The 23,515-nt window shown below is 58.8% G+C and carries 29 protein-coding genes; 7 read left to right on the top strand and 22 right to left on the bottom strand.

Going from position 1 to position 23,515, the window contains the following annotated elements; genetic code table 11:
- Positions 1-13 precede the first annotated feature (13 nt).
- The 5 genes from AC6ROY_RS05280 to AC6ROY_RS05260 form a co-directional block, all read right to left on the bottom strand.
- Positions 14-1,000, bottom strand: a complete 987-nt coding sequence (locus tag AC6ROY_RS05280) for a beta-ketoacyl-ACP synthase III (RefSeq protein ID WP_500099016.1) — start codon at positions 998-1,000, stop codon at positions 14-16.
- 2 nt (positions 1,001-1,002) lie between these two features.
- Entirely contained in the window at positions 1,003-2,004 is a 1,002-nt protein-coding gene (plsX, locus tag AC6ROY_RS05275) for a phosphate acyltransferase PlsX (protein ID WP_500099014.1), read from the bottom strand.
- Positions 1,988-2,596 (bottom strand): transcription factor FapR, encoded by a 609-nt coding sequence (fapR, locus tag AC6ROY_RS05270; protein WP_500099013.1) that lies wholly within the window; start codon positions 2,594-2,596, stop codon positions 1,988-1,990. The genes plsX and fapR overlap by 17 nt, the downstream gene beginning before the upstream one ends.
- A gap of 206 nt (positions 2,597-2,802) precedes the next feature.
- Positions 2,803-2,976: a 50S ribosomal protein L32 gene (gene rpmF / locus AC6ROY_RS05265; RefSeq protein WP_341419134.1), complete on the bottom strand. Its 174-nt coding sequence runs from the start codon at positions 2,974-2,976 to the stop codon at positions 2,803-2,805.
- A gap of 48 nt (positions 2,977-3,024) precedes the next feature.
- A complete protein-coding gene (locus tag AC6ROY_RS05260; protein WP_500099011.1) occupies positions 3,025-3,549 on the bottom strand; it encodes a YceD family protein in 525 nt (174 codons plus the stop codon).
- 132 nt (positions 3,550-3,681) lie between these two features.
- Between AC6ROY_RS05260 and AC6ROY_RS05255 the strand changes: the two genes are divergently transcribed.
- Complete coding sequence (locus AC6ROY_RS05255) at positions 3,682-5,040, top strand: nucleotidyltransferase (RefSeq protein WP_500099010.1); 1,359 nt, start codon at positions 3,682-3,684, stop codon at positions 5,038-5,040.
- Here AC6ROY_RS05255 and AC6ROY_RS05250 read toward each other — a convergent pair.
- Positions 5,007-6,095 (bottom strand): SepM family pheromone-processing serine protease, encoded by a 1,089-nt coding sequence (locus tag AC6ROY_RS05250; RefSeq protein ID WP_500099009.1) that lies wholly within the window; start codon positions 6,093-6,095, stop codon positions 5,007-5,009. The genes AC6ROY_RS05255 and AC6ROY_RS05250 overlap by 34 nt on opposite strands.
- Before the next feature lie 112 nt (positions 6,096-6,207).
- Between AC6ROY_RS05250 and AC6ROY_RS05245 the strand changes: the two genes are divergently transcribed.
- Complete coding sequence (locus AC6ROY_RS05245) at positions 6,208-7,587, top strand: nucleoside recognition domain-containing protein (RefSeq protein ID WP_500099008.1); 1,380 nt, start codon at positions 6,208-6,210, stop codon at positions 7,585-7,587.
- A gap of 10 nt (positions 7,588-7,597) precedes the next feature.
- On the opposite strand, the gene coaD is transcribed toward AC6ROY_RS05245, so the two are convergent.
- The 3 genes from coaD to AC6ROY_RS05230 form a co-directional block, all read right to left on the bottom strand.
- Entirely contained in the window at positions 7,598-8,122 is a 525-nt protein-coding gene (gene coaD, locus AC6ROY_RS05240; protein WP_500099007.1) for a pantetheine-phosphate adenylyltransferase, read from the bottom strand.
- 23 nt (positions 8,123-8,145) lie between these two features.
- Positions 8,146-8,700: a 16S rRNA (guanine(966)-N(2))-methyltransferase RsmD gene (gene rsmD, locus AC6ROY_RS05235; protein ID WP_500099006.1), complete on the bottom strand. Its 555-nt coding sequence runs from the start codon at positions 8,698-8,700 to the stop codon at positions 8,146-8,148.
- Between the two features lie 333 nt (positions 8,701-9,033).
- Positions 9,034-9,234: a hypothetical protein gene (locus AC6ROY_RS05230; protein ID WP_500099005.1), complete on the bottom strand. Its 201-nt coding sequence runs from the start codon at positions 9,232-9,234 to the stop codon at positions 9,034-9,036.
- A gap of 668 nt (positions 9,235-9,902) precedes the next feature.
- Here AC6ROY_RS05230 and AC6ROY_RS05225 point away from each other — a divergent pair.
- On the top strand, positions 9,903-10,661 hold the full coding sequence (locus AC6ROY_RS05225; RefSeq protein ID WP_500099004.1) for an AraC family ligand binding domain-containing protein: 759 nt from the start codon (positions 9,903-9,905) through the stop codon (positions 10,659-10,661).
- A gap of 98 nt (positions 10,662-10,759) precedes the next feature.
- Here AC6ROY_RS05225 and AC6ROY_RS05220 read toward each other — a convergent pair whose 3' ends face one another.
- The 4 genes from AC6ROY_RS05220 to AC6ROY_RS05205 form a co-directional block, all read right to left on the bottom strand.
- Entirely contained in the window at positions 10,760-11,545 is a 786-nt protein-coding gene (locus AC6ROY_RS05220; RefSeq protein ID WP_500099003.1) for a glycoside hydrolase domain-containing protein, read from the bottom strand.
- A 318-nt stretch (positions 11,546-11,863) separates the two neighbouring features.
- A complete protein-coding gene (locus AC6ROY_RS05215) occupies positions 11,864-12,115 on the bottom strand; it encodes a YolD-like family protein (protein ID WP_500099002.1) in 252 nt (83 codons plus the stop codon).
- A 122-nt stretch (positions 12,116-12,237) separates the two neighbouring features.
- A complete protein-coding gene (locus AC6ROY_RS05210) occupies positions 12,238-12,348 on the bottom strand; it encodes a YjcZ family sporulation protein (RefSeq protein WP_500099001.1) in 111 nt (36 codons plus the stop codon).
- Positions 12,349-12,430: 82 nt separating this feature from the next.
- The gene (locus AC6ROY_RS05205; protein WP_500099000.1) at positions 12,431-13,423 is read right to left on the bottom strand and encodes a 3'-5' exoribonuclease YhaM family protein; all 993 of its coding nucleotides are present in this window, start codon (positions 13,421-13,423) and stop codon (positions 12,431-12,433) included.
- A 232-nt stretch (positions 13,424-13,655) separates the two neighbouring features.
- On the opposite strand from AC6ROY_RS05205, the gene AC6ROY_RS05200 reads away from it, so the two are divergent.
- The 3 genes from AC6ROY_RS05200 (at position 13,656) to AC6ROY_RS05190 (ending at position 15,783) form a co-directional block, all read left to right on the top strand.
- Positions 13,656-14,423: a sulfite exporter TauE/SafE family protein gene (locus AC6ROY_RS05200; RefSeq protein WP_500099273.1), complete on the top strand. Its 768-nt coding sequence runs from the start codon at positions 13,656-13,658 to the stop codon at positions 14,421-14,423.
- A 192-nt stretch (positions 14,424-14,615) separates the two neighbouring features.
- Positions 14,616-15,464 carry a hypothetical protein gene (locus tag AC6ROY_RS05195; RefSeq protein ID WP_500098998.1) on the top strand — a complete coding sequence of 283 codons (849 nt, stop codon included), beginning with the start codon at positions 14,616-14,618 and terminating at the stop codon, positions 15,462-15,464.
- Between the two features lie 124 nt (positions 15,465-15,588).
- Entirely contained in the window at positions 15,589-15,783 is a 195-nt protein-coding gene (locus tag AC6ROY_RS05190) for a hypothetical protein (RefSeq protein WP_500098997.1), read from the top strand.
- Between the two features lie 110 nt (positions 15,784-15,893).
- Here the strand turns inward: AC6ROY_RS05190 and AC6ROY_RS05185 are convergent, their stop codons facing one another.
- The 6 genes from AC6ROY_RS05185 to AC6ROY_RS05160 all read right to left on the bottom strand — a co-directional run bounded on the left by AC6ROY_RS05185 (position 15,894) and on the right by AC6ROY_RS05160 (position 19,986).
- Positions 15,894-16,682: a (2Fe-2S)-binding protein gene (locus tag AC6ROY_RS05185; RefSeq protein WP_500098996.1), complete on the bottom strand. Its 789-nt coding sequence runs from the start codon at positions 16,680-16,682 to the stop codon at positions 15,894-15,896.
- A 225-nt stretch (positions 16,683-16,907) separates the two neighbouring features.
- Complete coding sequence (gene gloA2 / locus AC6ROY_RS05180) at positions 16,908-17,297, bottom strand: SMU1112c/YaeR family gloxylase I-like metalloprotein (protein ID WP_500098995.1); 390 nt, start codon at positions 17,295-17,297, stop codon at positions 16,908-16,910.
- Between the two features lie 39 nt (positions 17,298-17,336).
- A complete protein-coding gene (locus AC6ROY_RS05175) occupies positions 17,337-17,771 on the bottom strand; it encodes a DUF350 domain-containing protein (protein ID WP_500098994.1) in 435 nt (144 codons plus the stop codon).
- Positions 17,755-19,074, bottom strand: a complete 1,320-nt coding sequence (locus AC6ROY_RS05170) for a glutathionylspermidine synthase family protein (RefSeq protein ID WP_500099271.1) — start codon at positions 19,072-19,074, stop codon at positions 17,755-17,757. Before AC6ROY_RS05170 ends, AC6ROY_RS05175 begins: the two co-directional genes overlap by 17 nt.
- Positions 19,075-19,155: 81 nt before the next feature.
- The gene (locus AC6ROY_RS05165; RefSeq protein WP_500098992.1) at positions 19,156-19,434 is read right to left on the bottom strand and encodes a hypothetical protein; all 279 of its coding nucleotides are present in this window, start codon (positions 19,432-19,434) and stop codon (positions 19,156-19,158) included.
- A gap of 102 nt (positions 19,435-19,536) precedes the next feature.
- Positions 19,537-19,986: a hypothetical protein gene (locus AC6ROY_RS05160; protein WP_500098991.1), complete on the bottom strand. Its 450-nt coding sequence runs from the start codon at positions 19,984-19,986 to the stop codon at positions 19,537-19,539.
- A gap of 240 nt (positions 19,987-20,226) precedes the next feature.
- On the opposite strand from AC6ROY_RS05160, the gene AC6ROY_RS05155 reads away from it, so the two are divergent.
- Positions 20,227-21,303 carry a GerAB/ArcD/ProY family transporter gene (locus AC6ROY_RS05155; RefSeq protein ID WP_500098990.1) on the top strand — a complete coding sequence of 359 codons (1,077 nt, stop codon included), beginning with the start codon at positions 20,227-20,229 and terminating at the stop codon, positions 21,301-21,303.
- A 98-nt stretch (positions 21,304-21,401) separates the two neighbouring features.
- Here the strand turns inward: AC6ROY_RS05155 and AC6ROY_RS05150 are convergent, their stop codons facing one another.
- From AC6ROY_RS05150 to AC6ROY_RS05140, 3 genes are read right to left on the bottom strand one after another with little or no spacing between them, the layout of a single operon-like run.
- Entirely contained in the window at positions 21,402-21,872 is a 471-nt protein-coding gene (locus AC6ROY_RS05150) for a YhjD family protein (RefSeq protein WP_500098988.1), read from the bottom strand.
- On the bottom strand, positions 21,869-23,143 hold the full coding sequence (locus tag AC6ROY_RS05145; protein WP_500098987.1) for a DNA polymerase IV: 1,275 nt from the start codon (positions 23,141-23,143) through the stop codon (positions 21,869-21,871). Before AC6ROY_RS05145 ends, AC6ROY_RS05150 begins: the two co-directional genes overlap by 4 nt.
- Positions 23,140-23,505: a YhjD family protein gene (locus AC6ROY_RS05140; RefSeq protein ID WP_500098986.1), complete on the bottom strand. Its 366-nt coding sequence runs from the start codon at positions 23,503-23,505 to the stop codon at positions 23,140-23,142. Before AC6ROY_RS05140 ends, AC6ROY_RS05145 begins: the two co-directional genes overlap by 4 nt.
- Positions 23,506-23,515: the final 10 nt, after the last annotated feature.

Genomic DNA, 23,515 nt, shown 5'->3' with positions numbered 1-23,515 from the left:
GCCCTTGCCGCGTTTACCAGACGAGCGCCGAAGCGCCCCACGTCAAGCCGCCGCCGAAGCCGACGAGAACCACCTTGTCGCCTGCCTGGACGCGCCCTTGCTCAACGGCCTCGGCCAGCGCCACGGGAATGGATGCGGCAGACATATTTCCGTATTTATCCAAGTTAATCATGCATTTATCGGCCGACAAATCCAGCCGCTGCAGCGAGGACTGAATGATCCGGATGTTGGCCTGATGCGGCACAAGCAGATCGATTTCGCCTTTCTCCATGCCGGCCTTGCGCAGCGCTTCCTCCGCCGCGTTGCCCATGATCCGGACCGCAAATTTGAACACTTCCGAGCCCGCCATGTAAATGTAATGGCCTTTGCCCGAAAGCGATTCCGGCGTTGCCGGACAACGCGAGCCCCCGGCCGCCACCTGCAGCAGCGGACCGCCCGATCCGTCGGCGCCCAGCTCAAACGACTTGAAGCCGCGGCCCTCTTCCACCTGGCCTAACACAACCGCGCCAGCGCCATCTCCGAACAGGATGCAGGTATTGCGATCGGTATAATCCGTAATTCGCGACAAGCATTCCGCGCCGACAACCAGCACATGCTTGTACACGCCCGTTGCGATAAAGTTCGAGCCTGTCGCCATGCCGTAAATAAAGCCGGAGCAGGCTGCGGACAAATCAAAGGCCGCCGCTTTTTTCGCGCCCAGCTTATGCTGCAAAATACACGACACAGACGGGAACGCCATATCCGGCGTGATGGTGGCTACGATGATCAAATCGAGCTCCTCCGGGCTGACGCCGGCCGCCTCCAGCGCGCGCAGCGAAGCTTCATAAGCAAGATCGGACGTCGCTTGCTCGGCCGCCGCCAGACGCCGTTCGCGAATCCCGGTCCGGGTCACGATCCATTCGTCATTGGTCTCGACCATGCCTTCCAGTTCTTGATTCGTGAGCACCCGCTCAGGCACGTATTTACCGGTGCCGATAATGCCTACAGGCAGTAAGTTCATAGTCAGGACCTCTCGTTTCCATTGCTGATTTCTGCGCGAATGCTGCCGATCAAATCGCTTTGCACGGCGACGCGCGCTTGCCGCACGGCATTTTTGACAGCCCATGCGCTGGACGAGCCGTGGCTCTTGAGCACCAGCCCGTCCACCCCGAGAAGCGGCGCGGCGCCATGCTCGTTGTAATCCATTTTCTTGCGGAACTGGCCCAGCCCCTTCTTCACGACGGCAGCGGCCAGCTTCGTATACCAGGTGCGGGTAAACTCCGTCTTCAGCGCGGAGAAGATAACCGACGCCGCTCCCTCCAGCGACTTGAGCATAATATTACCCGCGAAGCCGTCGCAGACAATAACATCGCACGGCTTTTTGAGCACATCGCGCGATTCCACGTTGCCGACGAAGCGGATCGGAGCCTGCTCCAGCAGCGGGTACGCGGCTTTCGTCAGCTCATTGCCCTTCATCGCTTCGGTGCCGACATTCAGCAAGCCGACCTTCGGCTCGGGAATGCCATGCACCTTCGCCCGGTACGTGCTGCCCATAATCGCATACTGGACGAGCTGCTCGGGCGTGGCGTCCATATTGGCGCCCAAATCAAGCGCAAGCACGCCGGAGCCGTCCATCGACGGCAGCATCGGAGCCAGCGCAGGACGTTCGATGCCCTTCATCCGGCCGACGATCAGCAAGCCGGTCGTCATCAGCGCACCTGTGTTGCCTGCCGAAATCATCGCGTCAACGGCGCGTTCCTTCACCAGCCGTCCGGCGACCACCATAGACGCGTCTTTTTTGCGGCGGACGGCCTTGACCGGCTCGTCCTCCGCCTCGATCACTTCCGACGTGTGGACCACCTCCACATTCGACGGCTTCTTGCCTTGCAGCAGCGGTTCAATCCGGGCGCTGTCCCCCACGAGCACAACCGTCGTGTCAGGCCACTCGGCTGCAGCAAGCAGCGCACCTTCCACGGTGGCCTGCGGCGCGTGGTCTCCCCCCATCGCGTCAATCGCGATCCGCATGCAGGTCCCCTCCTTCGGAGCGGTCTTTGCTCGCATGATAAATGATAAAATTGCCCTGAAACACCATCTCGTCGCCAACGTACGTAAAAACCTCCACCTTCGCCTTGCCTTTGGAAATGGAGCGGACGTACGCCTTCGCGATGCATTTCTCCGCCAGCCGGACCGACCGGACAAACCGGATGTCCGCCGCCGCCGTCAGCGCAACCGCGTCATTGATCAGCGCGACCGCCAGCGAATTCGCTTGGGCGAAAATATGATGGCCGCGGGCAATTTTCGTGCGGGAAAATACATGCTCCTCCCGGATTTCAAACATGGAGATACCGCTTTTGTCCAGCTGCAGATCAATGACATCCCCGATCACCTCGTGAAGCGCAAGCGAGCGAACCTGATCATAGGACTGCTCGGCCATCAGCTTCATCCGCTCGCGCAGCTCCGGGATGCCCAGCTCCAGCCGGTCCAGACGTATGGTCTGTATACTGACCCGGAAATGCCGGGTCAGCTCCTCATCCGTAATAAACGGATTGTCTTCAATTGCTTTGGCCAGCTGCTGCTGGCGCTGACGTTTGGGAAGGCGTTCGATCGCGAGCACCACCTTTTCAATTCAAGCCTCTGGCTGTCTGTTCGTCCATTCGCATAAATGAATCCACATTCGTCAATCTATGAACTTACACTATATCTTATGACCAAGTCATAACGAAAAGTATACTGGATTCCGGAGGAAAAGGGAAGCGGAGCGCAGGCAAAAAAAATAGCACTCAAGCCGTCAGGCGAGCACTATCTCTTCCATGCTGTATGCAATTACTGGTTGATGATCTCTCTGTTTTTGTACGTGCCGCAAGATTTGCACACGCGGTGAGCCAATTTCAATTCGCCGCAATGGCTGCATTTCACCATACCCGGTACTTCCAACTTAAAGTGAGTCCGACGCTTGTCACGGCGTGTTTTGGACGTTCTTCTTTGAGGTACTGCCATATTTCCCACCTCCTTCAACGAATTCATGCATGCGTACGGCGCCCCGTCTTATTCCTGCTTGAACAAATCGGCCAGACCAGCGAGACGCGGGTCGATCTTGTCCGTTTTGCAGCCGCAGTCCCGCTCGTTGCGGTCGACGCCGCACGACGGGCACAAGCCTTTGCAATCTGCTTTGCACAGTGGAATGTACGGAAGCGAGAACATCACGCTCTCGGCCAAAAACGGCGCAAGCTCAATGCGGTCTCCCGTCACGTAAAGAACGTCGTCTTCTTCCTCGTCCTCATCGTCGGAGTCTTCGGCCGCAAGCGCTTCGCCCTTCGCGAACGTTTCATGAAAAGGAATTTCCACATGCTCCTGAATTCCCGCCAGACAGCGCGAACAGGAAAGCTCCACGTCAATGTCAAGGTTGCCGTAGACGACAGCCATCCCTTCTACATCGCGCGCTTCAAGCTTTACGCGAAGCGGGCCGTAGCCGGTCAGACTTCCATCCGTAGGCAGGATGCCGCTCAGGTCTTCTTGACCCTCCAGCTGCAGCATGCCTTTGTTTGACAATTCTTTCCAATGGATAAACATGATTATCACCCCAAACAAACAAAAATTATTATATCGAGTAGTGTTACCTTTTGTCAACATTTTCACTTCATGATATAGTGATGAATCATAGAACGTTCAGTCTTAATTGTCAAGATTTCGGAGGAATGCGCCATGCGGACCGTCGGTCTCATCGTTGAATACAACCCGCTGCACAATGGACATGTGTATCATTTCGAGCAATCCCGGCTCGCCGCCTCGGCCGAGGCCGTCGTCTGTGTGATGAGCGGCCATTTCCTGCAGCGCGGCGAGCCTGCGCTCGTCGGCAAATGGGCGCGGGCCGAAATGGCGCTGGCGATGGGCGCAGACCTTGTGCTGGAGCTGCCTGTCGCCTACGCGGCCCAGCCTGCCGAATGGTTCGCCTACGGCGCCGTCGCCACGCTGGAGGCGACCGGCGTCGTGGACAGCCTTTGCTTCGGCAGCGAAAGCGGCGGACTGGCGCTGCTCACTGCCGCCGCCGATCTGCTGCACCGCGAGCCGCCGGCCTTCCAGGCCGCACTCGCGGAGGAGCTGGCCTGCGGCCGGCCGTATCCGGCGGCATACAGCGCAGCCGTCGCGCGGCTGCTGCCGGAGGCCGATCCGGCGGAGCTCGCCAAGCCGAACAATACGCTCGGCTTGCATTACTTGATCGCGCTGCGACGCCTGCACAGCCGGATCCGGCCGCTGACGATTCAGCGCACGAAGGCCGACTACAGCCAGGCCGACGTCACCGACGCGCGAATCGCCAGCGCGACCGCGCTGCGCAAGCTGCTGCTGGAGCATGGCTCGCTGGACAGCATCCGTCCGTATGTACCGGACGCAACCGCCCGCATCCTGGAGCGGGAATGGCGCGCCGGCCGCGCGCCCGTCCACTGGGAGCAGCTCGCCCAGCCCCTGCTCCAGCGGCTGCTTACGCAATCGCCGGAGCAGCTCGCTGCGCTGGCCGAGGTGAGCGAAGGGCTGGAGCACCGGATCAGAGCCGCATTGACCGGCTGTACGCAGGCAGGCGTACCCGTTGTCGAGACGCTGCTCGCCGGGCTGAAAACTCGGCGTTACACGCGCACCAAGCTGCAGCGGATGCTGCTGCGCATTTTGCTCAGCCATACGAAGGAGGAGCTGAGCGCCCCCCGGCTGGCCGAAGGCGTTTCCTATATCCGTGTGCTGGGCTTCAGCCCGCGCGGCCGCGAGCTGCTGAAGCAGATGAAAACGAAGGCGAAGACGCCTGTCGTTACCAACGTAACGGCGTCGCCTCCGCCTTACCTGGAGCTGGATATTCGCGCGACCGCCGTCCACGCGCTCGCCTACCGCGAGTCGTCGTCCCGCGACTGGCTGCGCGACTACTACGAGCCGCCTGTACGCGCGGAAGAGGCGCCTTTGTCAGCTCCGCCGAATACAGATCCCGGCCGCGACTACGAGCCGCCGGAACGCGCTGAAGCGGCGCAGCCTGAGCAGCCGGCCGGTCAGGTTGCTTTCGGCGACAGCTCCGTCAAGTAACGGAGCGCGTCCTCCAGCGTGCTGACCGGCACGATTTTCATCTTCGTGCCCAGCTGCCTGGCGCGTTCAACGGCCACCGAATAGTTCGGAATGGTCGCTCCGTTCGCTGCGGTAACATCCTGCGGAGCAAAGAAAATTTCAGCGCCCGCCCGGTCAGCCGCCACCACCTTATGCATAATGCCGCCAATGACGCCGACCTTGCCCTCCGGATCAATTTCCCCGGTGCCTGCGATCCGGTGTCCCTTCGTCAAATCCTCCGGGCTGAGCCGGTTTATAATTTCCAGCGAAAACATCAGCCCGGCGGAAGGACCGCCAATCTCGCCGGCCTGAATAGCCACTTGCTGCTCCGGCCGGTCGGCCTGCACGCTATGTACTTCGGCCGGTACGATGCCCAGCCCGGCGCGCCGCGCCGAAGCCTCGACCTTCTCCTGATCCGGCAGCTCCGCCAGCGCAACGTCCCGAGTTCTGATCACGTCGCCGCGCTTGAAGCCAACCTTGGCCGTATCGCCTGCCTTCTTCCCCTGCAGCGCGGCCCGCATCTCATCAAACGTCCGGATCGGCTTGCCCTCCAGCTCCACAATAAAATCCCCTGCCTGCAGCACGTCCACTGCCGGAAAGTTCGGGTATACTTGCTGGACGACAACGCCGTCCTGGCGGATATGGTATGGAATCTTCAATTGATTGTAGGCCGCCTGAATCGCATCCGCCTGTGAGGTATGCATAATAATTTCCTGGCGCTGGGAATATTCGGCGCGCGTCTCGTTGTTACGCAGCAGCTCGCTTTTCAGCCGCAGCTCCTCGTACGGCGACAGAAACGACATCAGCAGGGCAGCGATATTGACCTCGCTTAACCGCACGGTTGTCAGCATAAATTGTCCCTTGTCCTCGCCAATCTCCTGCTTGACCTGCACCATCGGCGCGAGCACATCGGCTGTGCCCGGCTTGAAAATGTAATAAGGCAGCGGCACCATATAAATGACAAATACGAGCACAATGGCCGCAAACACCGAAAAAACAATCCGTGACGCTTTTTTCAGATGACTTGTATCCTCCAAGATTCTCCCACCCCGATCTGCACAACTGTGTTGTCTATCGTACGCGCATCTGGTCTATTCCATGCAGGGAACGCGTACACTTGTACCAATCTGACAAGCCGGAGGGATTCGGATGCCCCGCCTATCCACCCTGATGTCCCCCAGGCTGACCACGTTCCTGCTCGGCGCCGGCGCGCTTGCGCTCGTGGTCAGTATTATTGCTTTTCCCAATCAGGCGTTCCAATCGTCGCTGCAAGGGCTGCATCTGTGGTGGAAGCTGGTGTTTCCCGCCCTGCTGCCGTTTCTGATTTTAACCGAGCTGCTCCGCGGCCTCGGCCTGCTGCACGGCCTCGGCGTCCTGCTGGAGCCGCTGTTCCGGGCGCTGCTGCGCGTCCCCGGCATCGGGGGCTTCGTGCTGGCGGTCGGCTTCACCGCCGGCATGCCCGCCGGAGCTGCGGCCGTCGGCACGCTGCGTCAGCAAAACCAGCTGACGCAGGACGAAGGCGAGCGGCTGTTGGCAGCCTCTCACCTGCTGAGCCCGGTTATGTTCATTAGCGTCATAGGCGCGGGCTTTCTACACAGCGCTGCGGCCGGTCTGACGCTTGCCGTTATTCATTATGCGTCCGCGCTGCTGCTGGCGGTGCTCCATCGGCTGCAGCGGCGGCCGACCGGCAGCACGGCTGGCGGCGCTTCATCGGCTCCATCGGTTCCGCGAGCTTTATCGACCCCATCGGCTGCCGGATCACCGTCCGCCCTCCTGCGGTCCGGCGCTCGGCAGCGCAAACGCGAAGGGATCGCGCAGCGCTTTTTTTCCGCGCTGGAACACGCCCGCCGCCTGGACGGGCGCACCTTCGGCAAGCTGCTGGGCGATGCCGTATCCGCAGGCGTGCAGCAGCTGTTTGTGATCGGCGGATGCATGATGATGTTTTCCGTGCTGCTGCAGGCCGTCGAGCTGACGGGCTTCGTGAAAGCAGCCGCTGCCGTTCTGCTTGCGCTCGGCCCCGGCTGGCTGCCGCAGCAGCTCGGCTCGTTCCTGGACGCCGCCGTCGCCGGCGTGCTGGAGCCGCATCTGGGCGCCTTTGCACTCGCCCAGCAGCTGAACAGCGCCGGCTATGCGGGCGTGCTCCCTTGGGGCTATGCGGCGCTCAGCGCGCTGCTCGCCTGGGGCGGCTTGTCCACGCACGCGCAGGTTCGCAGCCTGACGGCCGCAACCGACCTTCGGTTTTCACGGTTCGTGCTGGCCCGGCTGCAGCACGGCGCCCTCGCGTGGCTGGGCACGCTGCTCGCCTGGCATCCGCTGTTCGCGTATTTGGGCGGCCATGCGGCCGCCGTCACCGCCTGGGCCCCGGCCTGGACGCGCAGCAGCGGCTGGCTCGACGAGCAGCATCAATGGTGGCCGTTCATCAGTCCGATGATGCTGCAGTTCGGCAGCACGCTGCTTGTCATGCTTGTTTTATCCGTGTTCGCCGCATTCCTGTTTTACCGGGGCCGGGAGCGCAGATTGCCGAAGTAATCGCCCTCGCCTACAGCTTGCGTTCCTCGCCGCATTTCTCGCGCAGCGCCCGCTCCACAACCGGAGGCACGAGATCGACTACCGGCCCGTGGAAGCGGGCGATTTCTTTGACAATGCTGGAGCTGAGATACGAATATTGCGGCGCGGACGTCATAAAGAACGTCTCGATCTCGTCGCACAGCTTGCGGTTGGTTGAAGCCATCTGCAGCTCATATTCGAAATCCGAGACGGCCCGCAGCCCCCGAATAATGAGATGGGCGTCCTTTTGCTTCATATATTGAATAAGCAAATCCTGAAAGCTGTCGATTTCCACATTCGGCACGTCTGCCGTCGCCTGCCTTAGCAGCTCCGTCCGCTCCTCGACCGAAAACAGCGGCTTTTTGCTGGAATTGTTCAGCACCGCTACGATTAGCTTGTCGCAGACAGCGGCGGCACGGTGAATAATGTCCAGATGCCCGTTGGTTACCGGATCAAAGCTGCCCGGGTACACCGCTACCGTATAACGCCGTTCCAGTTGCTTCGTCGTTGTCATCATCGCTAGTATCCTCCTTGCTATAGTCAGCCGCCCATACGGAATACGGTAATCGCCGTCGCTCCATATTCGGACCGCCGCACCGGCTCCAGCGCTCCGACCGGCTCGTCGTAGCGGTCGCCGGCATCATGCTCCGCGATAACCCGCGCGCCTTCCGTCAACAGCCCTTCGGCGCACAGCCCCTCCAGCAGCTCCTCAATAATTTTTAACTTATAAGGCGGGTCTATAAACACCAGATCAAATTGCAGCTCGCGCTTCGCCAGCGCCTTCAACGCCCGCCGCGCGTCCGTGCGGTACACCTCCGCCTGCCCGGCCAAGCCGGTTGCCTGCAGGTTCAGCCGAATCGTGTCGATTGCCTGCTTGTCCTGATCGGTCAGCACCGCCCGCTCCATCCCGCGGCTGAGCGCCTCAATGCTGAGTCCCCCTGTGCCTGCAAACAGGTCAAGCGCCAGCCCTCCGTCGAAATACGGGCCGATCATGCTGAATATCGCTTCCTTCACTTTATCTGTCGTCGGTCTTGTCCCCATGCCCGGCACCGCTTTAAGCGTCCTGCCTTTGGCGCTGCCCGATATGACCCTCATCTGCTGCATCCTTCCTTCTCTCTCGCTGAATATCGTTATCGTACCATAAAGCAGAAACTTTGCACAAAAATGCACAGCAAAAATAACCGGGATATGTATAAATTCCCGGCCTCTTGGCCATCCTTACATTATCGGCATCCGAAAATGCCGTAGATAACCGCGGAGAAGACTTACGTTCCCCATAAGCTCTTCGTCCGGTTTCTCCTCTCCCATGACTTTTGGGCCCCGTCGCAGGACGGGGCCCGTTTTTCGCTTCTAAGCGGATGATGCGGTTCGAAGTTCAGACGGTCTAAGGTCACGCGAATAAACACCTAGCCGGTCCAGACGGCGACGCTACCCTTTCAGCGCCCCGGCCAACGCTCCGGAAATAAAAAACCGCTGCAAGCTTATATAAAGCACAATCATCGGCAGCGATGTCACCAGCACCCCCGTCATCAGCGTCCATTCCCCTGCGCCGTCGATGGACCCGGCTTCCATCATTTCCCGGGGCAGCGTACGCATAAAGCCACCCAGCATAAACACTGCCAGCGGCATCAGCACCGATACCGTAACGATGACCAGTCCCTGTCAGACTGTTGGTCCAGCCGAGCTTGTGAACGAAGGAATAAATCGGCAGCATGCTGACCTGCGACGGAATCATCAGCCCGACTTCAAACAGGGCGTACATCCAGCGGCCTGCCACTTTCCCCATACGCATCAGCCCAAAGGCGACAAAGCTCGACAGCAGCAGCATCCGGTAACTGCGCATCGGTTATTTTTTGGCAAGCTGCTGGTCCACGATCGCTTGCGCTTCCTTGGCCGCCTGTTCCGTTCGTCGGAATAAACCAACCCAATTCAACTTGTCGTTCTGTGCCCATCTTGCATGCTCCTTTATGCGGTATGGTCCTGCATTCCCGTTCGCTTTGTCTGCGGCTGCAGCAAGCAGGCAGTGCGGCTGATCAATTCCGCCCAGCCAAATGTCGAGGAATCACAAGGTTCATCAGCATCTCCGGAAGTCCGGTCGAATTACCAATTAAGTCAATAGGAATAATAAATACATGCATTAAAGCAAGACAGCCGCCCGCGGGTCAATGTCAGGAAGCTTGTATGTAAATTTGTCATTTTGTGCACAAAGTGCGTAAAGTCACAGTTGCTGAACTCGGCATGAAGCGTTACACTGGCGATAAATGCCGCCGAGCCAAGCCAAAGAAACGGCTGCTTTTATGCAAAGCGTGAACCCGCAGGACCATCATCACGAGCAGATCGAAATGTATTTGTTCACCCCGTCGGACTTCGAGAAGGCAAGCCCCGTCTGGCTGCTCCACACCGGAATTTCGCAGGCCAAGCCCAATTACCATATCGGGCCGGTCATTTCGGCGTACTATTACTTGATTTTTGTGCTGGAGGGAGAAAGCCGCTTTATCCAGGAGCAGCGCACCTACAGCCTGGAGACGGGCGATTTGTTTGACCTGTTCCCGAATGTGCCGCATGAATATTACACCAACCCGGACTGCCTGCTGCGGACGGTTTGGGTTGCCTTGGACGGCAAATTTGGCGCTCAGCTGCTTGGACGGCTTGGCCTGCTGCTCGGCTTGTTCGACAAGTTGACCGAAACCGACTACAAGCTTGCGGAAATCGCCCAATCTGTCGGTTACCCGGACTTGTTTTCATTTTCCAAGGCATTCAAAAAACGTACGGCTTGTCGCCCAGCCAACAGCGCCCCCGCCCCGTCGCCAAGCTCCGGCCGTCCGAAGCATTCATCGCTGCAGCTGTTAGAGCCGCACGCGCCTCAGGCCGAGTACGTGGTTGTCCCGGTTCTGCGGCTTGACGGCACACCTGCCGTTTTGCAGCTCGGCGTGCCCTGCCGGAAAAGCCGCGCGCAGACCGAAGCGCTGCAATCCGCAAGCGCAGACGGTCAAGGGACCGTCCGGCTGATCGACGCGGACCCGGACCCGGGCATTGCGCTGCTGGAGCAACGATAGCCCCGGCTTGACTCTGTAGGAGTCTTGCCGGGGCTGCATCGCCTCGCATGGTTAGCTTTCGCAGCGGATCGTCATTTATGTGGGCATCCCGCAGCCGTTTATTCGCGCGGCAAGCCCGCTGCGTCTCTGAGCGCGTTGGCCAGCTGATTGTAGTAACGCTGCTGCTCGGCCAATGCCTGAACCGCCTCCGCCGAGGCTCCTTGCTTGGCGGCCTGCGCATCCGCCCACGAAGGCTTGATCCAGGTGTTAATCACGGTTTGCGCTACGCCGGGGTCCAGCACCGGCTGCGGTTGAATCGCCATCCCCACCTTCCACCCCCCTGCATTCCCGTTCGACTCATTGTAGTCAATCCCGATGCCGTTCACCGTCACATCGTTCAGGTACTGATAAATGCTGATCGGATCATATTTCAGGCCGCGGCTCCAGGCGTACGTCTGCATCAGCTTGACCGCAACGCCACGCTCATGCATCGACTTGACGACCCGGTAAGAGCCGTACACCCCCAGCTCATAGCTGGTAATCTCGGCATCAAACGCGCGCATGTACGCCTCAATCGCATCATCGTCGCTGACCGGGGCGTCATAATCTACCGCCGCATAAATGACGCTGCCAACCGGCTGACCGACCTCGCGGGCATATTGCAGCGCCAGCTTGCCATCGACAGCGCCTGCCCCCGCTCCTTCGCGCACGCGGTTCGCCCAGCGTTCGAAAAACGACACGATATACAGACCGGCCGCCGTAATCCGCTGGGCCTCCGCCGGCGATAGCCGCTTCCATGACCCGGCTTCCGCCAAATACCGGCCGACAAACGTAAAGCCTTGCTCGGCAAACAGCTTGATCGGCGCAGCCTGCAGCGGCGTTGCGCAATCAAATCCTTTCGCCATTCGAATCCACCCCTTTCCGGCGCAGCCGATCCAGCTCGAAGCTGCCCGTCCGTGAATGTCTTGCTACTGACAAGGTATGCTCCGCAATGGCTGTCCGTGTGGGCCAGGCTCCCGGGGGAGGGACATGACGGCACCGCGCAGCGGAGAGAAGCAGGGGGCGTCTGTTTTTTGCGAATCGAATCTTAACAAAAAAACCGCCGCACAAGGCGCGGGCCTTGACTGACGGTTTCGTGCGCAAGTTTATGTAAAATATGCAGGTCAAGCCCGAGGGACTGCATCTCCCGGCTGCGGCTTGGAAGCTCCGGCGCTCCAGGCCGCCTAGTCCCGCGGATAATCAACCTTCATAATATCCATAAAGGGAACCTTCCTGATCCCTTCGCTGCCTTCCAGATGCACCAGCCTCGTGCGCGCATCCATCAGCGTAATGGTTCCCCGCACCTGTTCTTCCCATCCCCACACCGTCAGTACAATTTCTGAGCCTTCATCCTTGGCCTCGACCAGCTGATTGCCCAGCTCCTCCAGCTCAAATTCATCCCGCGTCGGACGTTTCGCGACCTTTGCCTTTGCCATTGTCCATACTCCCTCCCCTTTAACACTGTCCGCTCATTATAGCCTGATCTGGAACCGATATCCACTCCGGGCAAGCCGAATAGGGCTGCAGTTGCTGCAGCCCCTTGCCATTTGCTATGCGATTACAGAACAAATGCACGAGTGATAATGACCAACAGGATAAAGAGCACCAAAATTGCTGCTGTGGACGTGTAGCCGCCGCAGCTAGCTCCAACACCGCCAACATAACCCATTGAGGAAAACCTCCCTTATCTGAAGATAGTTCATCATATTGCATAAGGGCAGAGGCTGACTGTGCGTTTGACCAGTTCCAGCTTATTCTTTGCGCGTGTTTCCACCGAGGACGGCTGCTTTGCTCATCCGGTAAATCGGCTTGTTTTCCAGCACCCGGACCGGCGCAGTCCATTCATCCGTATCGTTCATCATATCCAGCGCATCCTCGACAGCCTGCAGCTTCGCGTCCAGTTGGTCAATATGATGAAGCGCTACCGCTTCCGGCAGCTGCGGCTGAACCGGACTGCCCCATTCGCCGAGATTATGGTGCGACAGCACAAGATGCTGGAGGGCGACCACCTCGTCGCTCGATGTGTCCAGTCCATGGCTCAGCGCCGCTTCCGTAATCCAGTTGACCGCAATCGGAATGTGGCCGAGCAGCCGGCCGGTCAGGCTGTATTCCTTCACGACGCCCAGCTCGGCGGTCAGCTCCTCGGTTTTGGCGATATCATGCACGATAATGCCTGCCTTCAATAAATCGGCATTCAGGAACGGCCGCCGGCCGGCGATAAATTCACCCAGCTCCAGCATCCGCGCCGTATGGTAAGCCAGCCCCGCATAATAAGCGTGATGCATGCTTTTGGCAGCTGGATGCTGCAGCAGTCTGTCGCCTGCCTTGGCGATGCAGAAGTCGACGATCGTGCGCAGCGCCGGCTGCTCGATGCTGGACGCTGCGGCGGCAATTGCCGCGACCAGTGTTTCCGCCTCCACGGGCGCGGTGCGGATGAAGTCTTTGATCGAGCATTCATCCTCAGGCGTCACCTTGCGTATGCGCGCAATTTTCAGCTGCAGCCGGTCGCGGTACAGCTGCACGACCCCCTGCACCTTAACCAGCATCATGGAAAAAAAGGTTTCCCGGTCGGTCGTGGAAATATCCCATAGCTTCGCGGAAATTTCGCCGCTCCGATCCGCCAGAATAAGATCGAAATACGCCTTGGGCGGCGTAGCGTTTGTTTGCTTGACCTCCGCCAGCTTGAGTAAAAAATAACCGGTAACCTCTTCGCCGTCGGTGAAGGTCTTGATTGCTTTCGTCATCGTTTTTCCCCTCTCGTACGCAGATCCTCTCCTGCTGACGCAGACAGACCTGTTCCCCATTTTCCGCTATTTAACTGTACGCGATGCGTGGAAGGAGATCAAGATGTCACGCGAACATTTACCCCGGCCTGCCGTGCCCTGCAACGTCCGCAGACGCCCCGGAAGATGGCATGTTCCCCGATACGGCGCATAGTGTTATACAAATGCAAAGCTTGGACAAGGAGGAATCGCTATCGAACCCGAACTGATCGCAATCGGAGCGTTTGTCGGATTTCTGATCGGCTTGACCGGCGTCGGCGGCGCGTCGCTGCTGACTCCGCTGCTTGTCACCGCCGGTGTGCAGCCGATGGCGGCCGTGGCCACCGACTTGATCTATAATTCGGTGACCAAGCTGTTTGGCAGCGTGCAGCATTTGCGCCAGCGGACCGTCAACCTGGCGCTGGCCCGGCAATTTGCGCTGGGCAGCCTGCCCGGAGCCGCCGTCTCCATCGTGCTGCTGAAGGAAGTTCCCGCCCTGCACGTCTACCAGGATCTGATCATCCGCGAGGCGCTCGGCGTGATGCTGGTTGTCGTCGCCCTGTTGAATTTGCTGCAAGCGGGCGGCAAGCGAGGCGGATTCACGTCCTTGCAAAATCGGCCGCTGGAGCACAAGCTGCCGTTGACCATCGGAATCGGCTTTGTGCTTGGCTTTCTGGTCGGCTTCACCTCGATTGGCTCCGGCTCGCTATTTGCGCTGGCGATGATGTTTTTTTACCGGCTGTCCTCGGCCGAGCTGGTCGGCACAGACATCGCGCATGCGTTTCTGCTGGTGACAGCCGCCGGGCTGCTGCATCTTGGCCTCGGGCACGTCCAGCTTGGCCTTGCGGCACAGCTGCTGATCGGCTCCATACCCGGCGTTCTGCTCGGCAGCAAGTGGTCGGCGCGCGTGCCGGCCAAGCCGCTTCGCGTGACGATCGCGCTGCTTATCTTGTTTAGCGGCGTCAAGCTGCTGCTGCATTGAAGCGAAAAGTATGAAGCTAGTGCACTCTGAAAGCTACCGCTTGACATGATACAATTTGTAACATATATTTACTTATATACATATTTTGTAATGACAACTTTGAAATTTAGATTTCCTCCAAGAAGAAAGCGGTACCTTCCGATCACCAAGATACGATATGTATCTATCCTATCATCCTGAGAGGAGCTTTCTATGTCCTATGTATTGGAGCTTACGATTGCCGAGCACCGATTAGCCGTTGAGCTGCCGACCGACGAGTTGTACGCCTGGACGATGCGCACGTTCAGCGCTGTGCCGGCTACCAGCTATACGTTCGCTTCGCCGCCGGATATGCTGATTAATGTGCAGCTTGGATACGGCGCACGCTGGGATTCCCAATCGCCGCAAACGACGCTGACCGCCGACCGCATTCGGTATTCGCGCTCGGATCTGCTCGTGCTCGCCGCGCCGGATTACAGCGAAGCGACGATTGACGCTTATGATGAGCACGCGCTGGCCCATGGCCTGCTTGTGCTGTATAACGCGCTGATTACCCACCGGGAGTGGGGCCTGCTGGTGAAAGCCTCCTCTATTGTCGAGGAGCATAAAGCGTATGTGTTTTTGCTGCCGGCCGAGCTGCCGGAACGCGCTCTTCCTCAGCCGTCAGATGACCTGCCGGGAGAGCTGCTGGCCGATCAGGCAACCATTCTGAAAATCACCCGCGGGCCGATGCGGGCATTTAATTCGCCGTTCCGGACAGGCGCCTGCCGCAGTCCGCAAAGCATTCATTTGACCTATGAGGTCGGAGCCTGCTATTCCCAGCAGCCGGCCTCGACGGTCCATCATATGCCGTTGAGCCGACTCGACGCCGTGAAGCAGCTGCAAAGCTCCCTGTACGCGAGTCCGCTGCATCCGGGCGATGCGGCCAGGACTGCCCTGCTATGCCGCCGGGCAGTCGAATATACGTTATTTTACGAGCTGTACGCGCCAGCCGGCGACTTTTTCTGGCGGGAGTGGGCGACAGAGCCGTCGTCGCAAAACGGACAGCTGCGCCATGGCTAACACCAGAGCGTATTTCTCCTGCCATGGCTCTGCGGGTAACGCTGGAATTTTTGACACCGGGTCTTATCGCCGCCTATAATCGGGGTATTCCCTTCCCGATGAGACTGAAAGGATGTGCAGTCCGGTGAGAACCGACCAGCAGGTGCAACGCAAGCTGAACGAGCTGCTGCTGCAGCGCAAACGGCTGGAGGACGCAGCGGCTCAAGCTGACAGCGACGCGTCCCGCTCCTCCGCCAGCCAGCAGCTGGAGCGGCTGGACGAGCAGATTATACTGCTCGAATGGGTGCTGAACGAGCCGAGCGGCCGCTATCATGCCTGAATGCTCCGCTCAGCGCCAGAACAAGCTCATGCCAAAGGAACGGCGCCCCCTGGGACCCCGTTCCTTTGGCCGTTTTATGGCAGCTGCCCTCGATCTGTCCGGGCAACACGTTACACCGTAGCCGCCCGCTCCCGGCGTTCGGCCCGGTCCTCTTCCTTCATCCGCGGACAGGTGTAGCAATAATGCGCGCCCTCCGTGCGGTAATACATACAGCAGGCATTTTTCATCCGCACCTGCTTGTCAGGGTCCTTCATATCCTCGATCAGCCGAACCTTCACATCCAACGGATTTTTGCTGCGGCCGAATACCTCGGCGGGAAGCTGCTGGCACAAATACCGGTAATCCTCACGCACCCGCTCCTGCACGTCAGCCGCCGCCTGATCGCCCAGCCAGTAATCCATATAGTAGTTCAGCTTCGTTGGAAACTGCCCCCACAGCTGGCCGACATCGACGCCGCCTGCCGCCGCTCCCGCCTCCAGCAATGGACGCAATGTAGCGCCGTACAACGTCTCCAGCGATGCATGCAGCCATGCTGCGCGCTCACAGGCTGACTCCGGGGCTGCTGTCTCTGAGCCTGCCCCCAGCTTGAAGGAAAACACCGTGCGCCCCTCAAGCTCCATCAGCTGAATAGTCAAGTTGTCCAGCGACAAATCCAGCGCCTGGTTATGGACAGACAGCACATGCTGCTGCGCCAAAGCGAGGAACCCCATCCAGTTGCCGAAGTAAACAGCAGCAGCAGTGGGCTCCAGCGCCTTAATGCGCTGACCGTACAGCTCCATAAAACGCTGCATCGTCTCCGCCCGCAGCAGCTCGGCTGCGGGACTGGACCAGAGCAGCGGCGCAGCCGGATCTGCTTTGCGCACAAAAAACTTATCTTGCAATAGTTGAGTATCCACCATCAGTTCGCCTCTTTTCAACCTTGAACTCGGATCAGACCGTATCGAATTATCATGATAACGATTTTCATTTTCAAGTATAGTCGAAATCCCATCACTTTTCCATGCTCAAAACCAAAAACAGGGATTCACAGACCAAAAAAGGGGGCAGAGTCTCTGCTCCGCCCCCTTTCGTCCTGCCAACCCGCTTACCGCAGCATGCAGCCGGCCGCTCCATCCATGAGCCGATTATACCTCGTACAGCTCCAGCGGCAAGCCGTCCGGGTCTGCGAAAAAGGTAAACCGCTTGCCCGTTCCTTCATCGGTGCGAATCGCCTCCACCTCGACGCCGCTGGCAGTCAGGCTGGCTGCGGCCGCAGCAACATCGTCCACTTCAAAAGCCAGATGGCGCAGCCCGCGCGCCTCCGGATAATTCGGACGCTCCGGAGCGCCGGGAAAGGAAAACAGCTCAAGCTGGTCGCCGCTCCCGATCCGCAAATCCAGCTTATACGACTGGCGCTCCGCCCGGTACGTTTCACTTAATACCGTCAGGCCGAGCACCTCGACATAAAACCGTTTGGATCGCTCATAATCGCGGCAAATAATCGCAGCATGGTGAATACGCTTCAGCTCAAGCATACGCTTCCTCCTTCTCTCCCGTTCATCACAGGCCGTTGTTTAGTAGCTGATCAAGGAAGCCATCAGCAAACCTGAAGCAAGGCTCAGACAAAATGAAAAAATGCCGACCGATACGTTGCCGCGCGGAATTTCCGCGGTCACCCTGAACGGCGTCAACAGCTCAAACACATAAAATACGACGATCTGAAACGCGATGCCGAGCAAGCCCCAGATGACCAGATCCAATAAGCCAAGCGAGTGGTACACTGCCGAAGCCAGCACAAGCACCTGACCGATCAGCTTGCCGCCTAAGTCGTAAGCAGCCGCTTTACCGGCAGCCGCCTTGACCGGGTCTGTAACGTCGCTGGCATCGCGGATCAGCCTGAATTCATTGTACGGGGTAACCAGATTAAAAAAGAAAATGCCCAGCCCCATCAAGGGGACCGTAATTGCCAAATACGTCAAAAAGCTGACGATATTACTCCATTGACTCATTGCTATTGCCTCCCGTTTCACGTTCGCACCATTCTTCCATAATTGCACACGGCACGTAATACGACATATTGCTGGTAATATTTCCGCCAACCCGCGCCACCACTGCCGAGCCAACGCCGTCGATCAGAAAGCAGCCCCAGAGCAGGCGGCCGGCAAACGGACCTGTCAGCGTTTCCACCTGCACGTGCGGCAGCTCGACAAACGGCTGGTAGACCATCAGCTGTTCGGCGTACTCCAGCTCCTCGCTTACCTCGCGGGCTGCGCCGCCGCTCTCATAAATCGTCACGCTGCTGCCCTCGCGGCCCAAAATCGGCTTCCCTACATAAGCCGCGTCCGCCACCGGACCCGGCTCCAGATAGGTCGGCAGCATATACCGCTCGATGTCTGCATGCTCTTCGTCCGTATAAAACTGCCCGGTCTCATGCAAGCTCCAGATCAGCGCCTGCAGCGCCTTCGTCTGCGCGGCAAAGGCGGAAGGCGGATTTATAATCGCCAGCCGCCGATCCGCGATCAGCGCCAGCGCATGAGCGCCGGTCGGGTACCCGTCCGTATCGCGGTCCTCCGCCAGCTTCTCCAGCGCATGCAGCCGGTACAGCACATCGACCGGCTCAAGCTCCGGCTCGCGGCCCTCTGCTGCGGGCAACGGGGCGAGCAGCCGGTCATCCCGCACGCGCAGCTCCTCCAGCGGCGTAAATTCCGCCTGCGGCAGCCCGGACTTCGCCAGCAAATAGCGGGTTGTACCCGCGTCCTCCTCATGCCAGCCGAGCGCGCTGAACACGATGCGCTCCGTTGCGTAGCCGGCAGCCCGATACAGCTCCAGCAGACGGGCGAAGGCGGCGGGCAGCTGCTCATCGCAGCCTTCATTCGGGTTGTCTGCGCCATACGCGGCGCAAATGCGCCCGTTTGCATGGAATGCTTCCACAATGCCGGTCGGCGTATCGCTGTTGAACTCCAGCATCTTCCAGCCGTCCGCCGTCCGCGCAAAGTCAAACCGGCCGATCAGCGTGGCCAACGATTCGTCGACAAGCAGCCTGAGCGTACCAAACGCCGCCTCCGGCAAGCCCAGCTCGGCCCATAACTCCGGCCCGCCCTGCTGCACAATATGTACCGTCCGCGCATAGACGCGGCCGAGCGCTTCCGCAGCGGCCCGCACCCCCGCCAGCTCAGCGCGGCTGATCGGCTGCAGACCGGCCAGCGCATATTCTTCGCCGTACATGTAATCCCACGTAAACACGCCCTCCTGGCGCAGCGGCTCATACAACGCCTGCCGCCGGCCGGCATAATCCGCTGCAGCCGCCGGCATCCCGCCGGCAGCCGCGATCCGCTCCGTTTGCACGCTACCCTCTCCTGCCTTCCCGTCGTTCAACCGCCCTCCGGCACACGCTCACGAGCTTGAACTGCCGCTGCTGCCGATCCCGCCCTTGCTGATGCCGGACGAAGTACCGGATGGAGCGCCGCTGTTCAGCTTGCTGCCGCTGCTTGAGCTGCTTCCTCCATAATAATAGCTCGAATGTCCGCCGCCCCCATCGTCGCAATAGCCGTCTTTGTTCCGGTCTGTGCACGAATTGTTCCCGCATCCCGCCGTTCCTGCGGCTACCAGTACCGTTGCGACGAACATGGACAACATGCGATGTGTGCGCGAGCCGCCTTTCGATTGACCCATTGGAATCTCCTTTCCCTGGCTGTACAGCTCCGATGTGCCGAATGTGCGCCCGCGCGGAGCTATGTCAGTCGTACTCGCCTGTGCTCGCGCCTGATTCCCGCGTTAGACGGGCGCCGCATACACGACATACGTTTCGCGATCCTCATCAACTTCCGTGCTTGTTTTCTCCCATTCGCGGTTTTCCGCATACGTATAATTCGCCTGCATGTACAGCATCAGGTCGAGCGTATCGGCCAGCCGCAGCGTCTCGATCAGCCTGTAATCCGCGATGCCGTCCCGGTACTCCCGCAGCTCCAGATAAATGCCGCGCGGACCCTGTGCATCCGGCCTCGGCCAAGCCATCGTCCGCTCCTCCTCCGACTGCCGAACGTAAACCACATACGACTGCTCCTCGATCGCGCAGGACGTTTTCTCATAAACCTTGCCGTCCTTGACGAAGTAGTCGCAGGCGAAGCGGAGCGCCGCCTCATCCCGGCCGATCTGCTCATAATGGTACAGCACGGGAAAGGTGTCGTTCCCTTCCATATACAATCGGTATTCCAAGTATGCCACCGGTTTTCCTCCTTTTGCAGCCGCCGGCGCAGGCACATGGGTCCCCGCCGAACGCCGAGACCGCCCGATGCGGCCTGCGGCCCCGTATTCTTCGCTGCCTCCCTCCGCTTATACGCAGTCGAACGGCAGAAAGTTTCGCCGACGCCCGATTCCGGCTTCATTCGGCTCCAGGCGATTGCGGACAACCCGCAGCCGCATAAAAACTGGTTATTTAGGAACCCTAATCCGTGAACAGCCCGTATGAAGCAGAAGGCTACGCCTACACCGATTTCGCAAAGCCTGTCAGCCAATACGGAGCTGATCCGGCAAGCATTTACCGACTGTCAGGACCTCGTGCTGCTTCCCTGGCGCTATGGTCCCGGGCTGCAGCAGTCCGCGGCATCCATTTATCTGAATACCCTGGCGCCCGATAAACAAATCAATGATATGCGCCAGATGCTGCAAAACCTCGTTCCCCACGAAGCCGGTCCAGCTGCCGCCATGACGGTTGACGATGTGAAGCGTTTCTTTTCCAACACCTTTTTTCAAAAGCACGATGATGAAAAGCACCCCCACGCCGGTTATCAACATGCTTTTTTTCTTGTGATCGGGTTGACCGCCCGTGCCGGAATCGAAGTGATGGCCCGTATGTTCGGGGTGCTGCTGCTGATTATGTTCGGGTTTATTATGCTGGTATGGCTGCTCGTTTCGCCGTATTACCAGCTTGAATATGTGCTGCCGCTTATGCCAGACGGCTTCAAGCCGATTATGCACGGCGCTTACATCGCCCTGGGATTCCCTTATCTGAAGATCGTCATCTACAGTCTGCCGTTCCCCTTTGTCCGGCCGCAGGCAAGCCGGAAGCTTGGCAAGTATATGCTCGGCGCGCTGGCGCTAAACGGCGTCACGTTATCGGTCTCCATTCTCGTCTGCATCGTGGTGCTCGGACCGCTGTCCGGCGACTTGAAATATTCGCTTTACCAGCTGACGCGGTTGATTTTTGTTGAAGAAATTATCGAACGGATTGAGTCGGTCATCGATATCTCGCTGATCGCAGGCTCCTTCATGAAAGCATCCATCGTCCTGTTTATTCTCGCGCAGAGCATCGCCCAGGTATGCAGGCTCACCCAGTACCGGCTGCTCGTATTGCCGCTGGCGCTGCTCTGTCTGCTGCTGTCGGTGACGATGTATGCCAACGGCGCTGCCTTTAATGAAGACGGCTTCACCGCATGGACGCTGCTCGACGCTCTCGCCTACGGACTTCCGCCGCTTGTGATCCTGATCGTGAGCCTTTGGAAAAAATCGGTGCAAACCGGTCCGCAGCCAAGCCCGCGTTGATAACCAGCGCTCAGCGCATCCGGCCCCGAATCGAAAGCTGTGTCGCTGCCGCTGCGCGGCTTCTCCCCGATCAGGGCCGCCAGCCGTAACGAAGCCGATCAGGCTTCAGCTGCCACGCGGCCGATCATGTCCTGAATATACGCCTTCAACCGGACACTTATTTCCGAACGCATCACATCCCGCGTCATCCCGAAGCGTTCCTCATAGCCTCGGCATAGAAACCGGTGGTACACGACGAAATCCGCATGCTCGTCACTGATGATTTTTATGTTGCGTTTCGTCAGCTCACGCCGCAGCTCGTACATATCTTTGCTGATTTTGTTCATCACCACCTGGCCCGCAGCCAAATAAAGCTGCTTGAGCAGGTTAGGACTGCGCTCCAGATCATCCACGCTTTTTTGTACCATCGTCAGCATATGCGGCAATAAAATATAGTCGCGGATCATCGTAAGCTCCCCCGAGGTAGGCCGAGACGTCTTTGGCGGGTCGTTTCGATGTTCGTATTGCTCTTGATGTTCGGTGAGCAGCATTTTTGATTTCCACCGCTCGTTGCCGTCCAGCTTGCTCATCTGTAATGACCTCCGATCTGTTCCGCTCGTTCTCGCGCTACTCCGGCTTTTAACACAGAGGAAGCCCGCATAATCGCCGTACTGCCAAACTTGTCCTTGATGTCATCCGTCACTTTTTCCAAGCTATACGCTTTCTCCCGGTCCTCGAACAAGGTAAGCTGATAGACGCGGTCATCCACCAGCCGTGTGAGCGAAAGCTGCAAATGACTGACAGGCTTGCCGCTCCAATAGGTCCGGAAAATCCGGAGCACTGCTGCAGCTATTTCATGCGAAAGTGAGGTAGGCTGCTCCAGCGTTACCTGCCGGCTAAATCCGGCAGACCTGCCTCCATCGTTCTCCGCTGCGCCAACGGTCACCACCTGGCCCATATAACCGTACCTTCTGCTGCGGCGGCATACCTCCACGACCAACTCCAGCAGGACCACCTCAATATCCTCCTGCTTCCCGTACAAGCTGCTGCGCAGCACCTTCCCGTGGCTAATTGATTTCAACGGGCTGCGAATGCTCGGCACAACCGGGCTCGGATCAATGCCCCTTGCCGTCTGCCAATAGTACTCGGCTTGAATATCGCTTTGCTTGCCCATCTCCCGGCGCATGCGCCGTTTGAAGTCGGCCAATTCCAAGCGTGCAATGTCCCCAATCGTCGTTAATCCCATATGCATAAAATGACGGGTCATTCGCGACGCGACCATAAACATGCGGTGGACCGGCAGCGGCCACAGCTCCGATTCGATATTGTCAACGCCGAGCCGGAAAATGCCCTCAGGCGTTTTTTTCGCGAAATTGTCCGTCGCCATCTTGGCTAATATTTTGGTTGGCCCGATGCCGCAGCGCGTCCAAACGCCGGTTGACAGCAGCACGCGGGCCTGGATTTGCCGGGCCATTTCTTCTGGAGAAGCAAACCACGCTCTGGAGCCGGTAACATCGAGAAATTGCTCGTCAATGCTGTACGGCTCCACCTGATCGCTAAACGATTCCAGAATCTCCGTAATCAACAAAGATACGGTGATGTAGGTTTGCATCCGCGGCCGAATGATGTGTAAGCCCGGACACTTGGCAAGCGCCTCGCCTATTCGTTCAGCCGTCGTGACGCCGTGAGCCTTGGCGACTGGACAAGCCGCGAGAATGATGCCGGAGCGGCGTGCCGGATCGCCGACAGCTACCGGCTTGTCTTTTAACGCAGGATGAGCCGCTTTTTCAATGGACGCGTAGAACGATTGGCCGTCGGCCAGCAAAATTGTGCGGGCGGCTTCTCCGACGCCGCGAATCATCGCTGCTGTACCTGCAGGCGAGCCAGCAGAGCGGTCAGCTCGGCTTTGATCAGACTGCGGAGCAGCTTGAAGTGGTGAATGTATCCGCGTACCTTGTACTCCGCTTCGATGCCTTGGGCGTTCATCGTGGTGGTCAGCACCTGCAGCTGCTGTCTTCTCATCTTTGCCTTGCTCGCCTGCAATTCCAGATGAATCCGGGCTTCCAGCTGCTCCAGATAAGCCAGCACATGCGCATACACCAGCTTATCTCGGTGCCGGCTCAGCTCATCCATGTCCCGGAGCAGCATATCCCGCAGCACCGGCAGCAGCACGCATGCTTTAATGACCTGCAAATCTTCCTCTTGCTCGATTGTTGGATTCATCCCGCTCATC

It is taken from the genome of Paenibacillus sp. sg306046, assembly GCF_059821225.1.
The sequence above is the reverse complement of the archived record's forward strand: the minus strand, read 5'-3'. Positions and strand labels throughout refer to the sequence as shown.

Coding starts and splice junctions, on each gene's coding strand:
- AC6ROY_RS05260 (WP_500099011.1), bottom strand. CDS start 3,549: ATGTTTATCCATTGGAAAGAATTGTCAAACAAAGGCATGCTGCAGCTG.
- rpmF (WP_341419134.1), bottom strand. CDS start 2,976: ATGGCAGTACCTCAAAGAAGAACGTCCAAAACACGCCGTGACAAGCGT.
- AC6ROY_RS05150 (WP_500098988.1), bottom strand. CDS start 21,872: ATGAGCAAGCTGGACGGCAACGAGCGGTGGAAATCAAAAATGCTGCTC.
- AC6ROY_RS05230 (WP_500099005.1), bottom strand. CDS start 9,234: ATGCCGCTGGCAGTGTTTATGCTGGGTGGCTTTATGCGTACGCTGCCC.
- AC6ROY_RS05210 (WP_500099001.1), bottom strand. CDS start 12,348: ATGGGTTATGTTGGCGGTGTTGGAGCTAGCTGCGGCGGCTACACGTCC.
- AC6ROY_RS05280 (WP_500099016.1), bottom strand. CDS start 1,000: ATGAACTTACTGCCTGTAGGCATTATCGGCACCGGTAAATACGTGCCT.
- AC6ROY_RS05155 (WP_500098990.1), top strand. CDS start 20,227: ATGAAGCAGAAGGCTACGCCTACACCGATTTCGCAAAGCCTGTCAGCC.
- AC6ROY_RS05185 (WP_500098996.1), bottom strand. CDS start 16,682: ATGGTGGATACTCAACTATTGCAAGATAAGTTTTTTGTGCGCAAAGCA.
- plsX (WP_500099014.1), bottom strand. CDS start 2,004: ATGCGGATCGCGATTGACGCGATGGGGGGAGACCACGCGCCGCAGGCC.
- gloA2 (WP_500098995.1), bottom strand. CDS start 17,297: ATGCTTGAGCTGAAGCGTATTCACCATGCTGCGATTATTTGCCGCGAT.
- AC6ROY_RS05220 (WP_500099003.1), bottom strand. CDS start 11,545: ATGGCGAAAGGATTTGATTGCGCAACGCCGCTGCAGGCTGCGCCGATC.
- rsmD (WP_500099006.1), bottom strand. CDS start 8,700: ATGAGGGTCATATCGGGCAGCGCCAAAGGCAGGACGCTTAAAGCGGTG.
- AC6ROY_RS05170 (WP_500099271.1), bottom strand. CDS start 19,074: ATGCCGGCGGCTGCAGCGGATTATGCCGGCCGGCGGCAGGCGTTGTAT.
- coaD (WP_500099007.1), bottom strand. CDS start 8,122: ATGATGACAACGACGAAGCAACTGGAACGGCGTTATACGGTAGCGGTG.
- AC6ROY_RS05245 (WP_500099008.1), top strand. CDS start 6,208: ATGCCCCGCCTATCCACCCTGATGTCCCCCAGGCTGACCACGTTCCTG.
- AC6ROY_RS05195 (WP_500098998.1), top strand. CDS start 14,616: ATGTCCTATGTATTGGAGCTTACGATTGCCGAGCACCGATTAGCCGTT.
- AC6ROY_RS05215 (WP_500099002.1), bottom strand. CDS start 12,115: ATGGCAAAGGCAAAGGTCGCGAAACGTCCGACGCGGGATGAATTTGAG.
- AC6ROY_RS05225 (WP_500099004.1), top strand. CDS start 9,903: ATGCAAAGCGTGAACCCGCAGGACCATCATCACGAGCAGATCGAAATG.
- AC6ROY_RS05140 (WP_500098986.1), bottom strand. CDS start 23,505: ATGAATCCAACAATCGAGCAAGAGGAAGATTTGCAGGTCATTAAAGCA.
- AC6ROY_RS05165 (WP_500098992.1), bottom strand. CDS start 19,434: ATGGGTCAATCGAAAGGCGGCTCGCGCACACATCGCATGTTGTCCATG.
- AC6ROY_RS05175 (WP_500098994.1), bottom strand. CDS start 17,771: ATGAGTCAATGGAGTAATATCGTCAGCTTTTTGACGTATTTGGCAATT.
- AC6ROY_RS05145 (WP_500098987.1), bottom strand. CDS start 23,143: ATGATTCGCGGCGTCGGAGAAGCCGCCCGCACAATTTTGCTGGCCGAC.
- AC6ROY_RS05205 (WP_500099000.1), bottom strand. CDS start 13,423: ATGACGAAAGCAATCAAGACCTTCACCGACGGCGAAGAGGTTACCGGT.
- AC6ROY_RS05255 (WP_500099010.1), top strand. CDS start 3,682: ATGCGGACCGTCGGTCTCATCGTTGAATACAACCCGCTGCACAATGGA.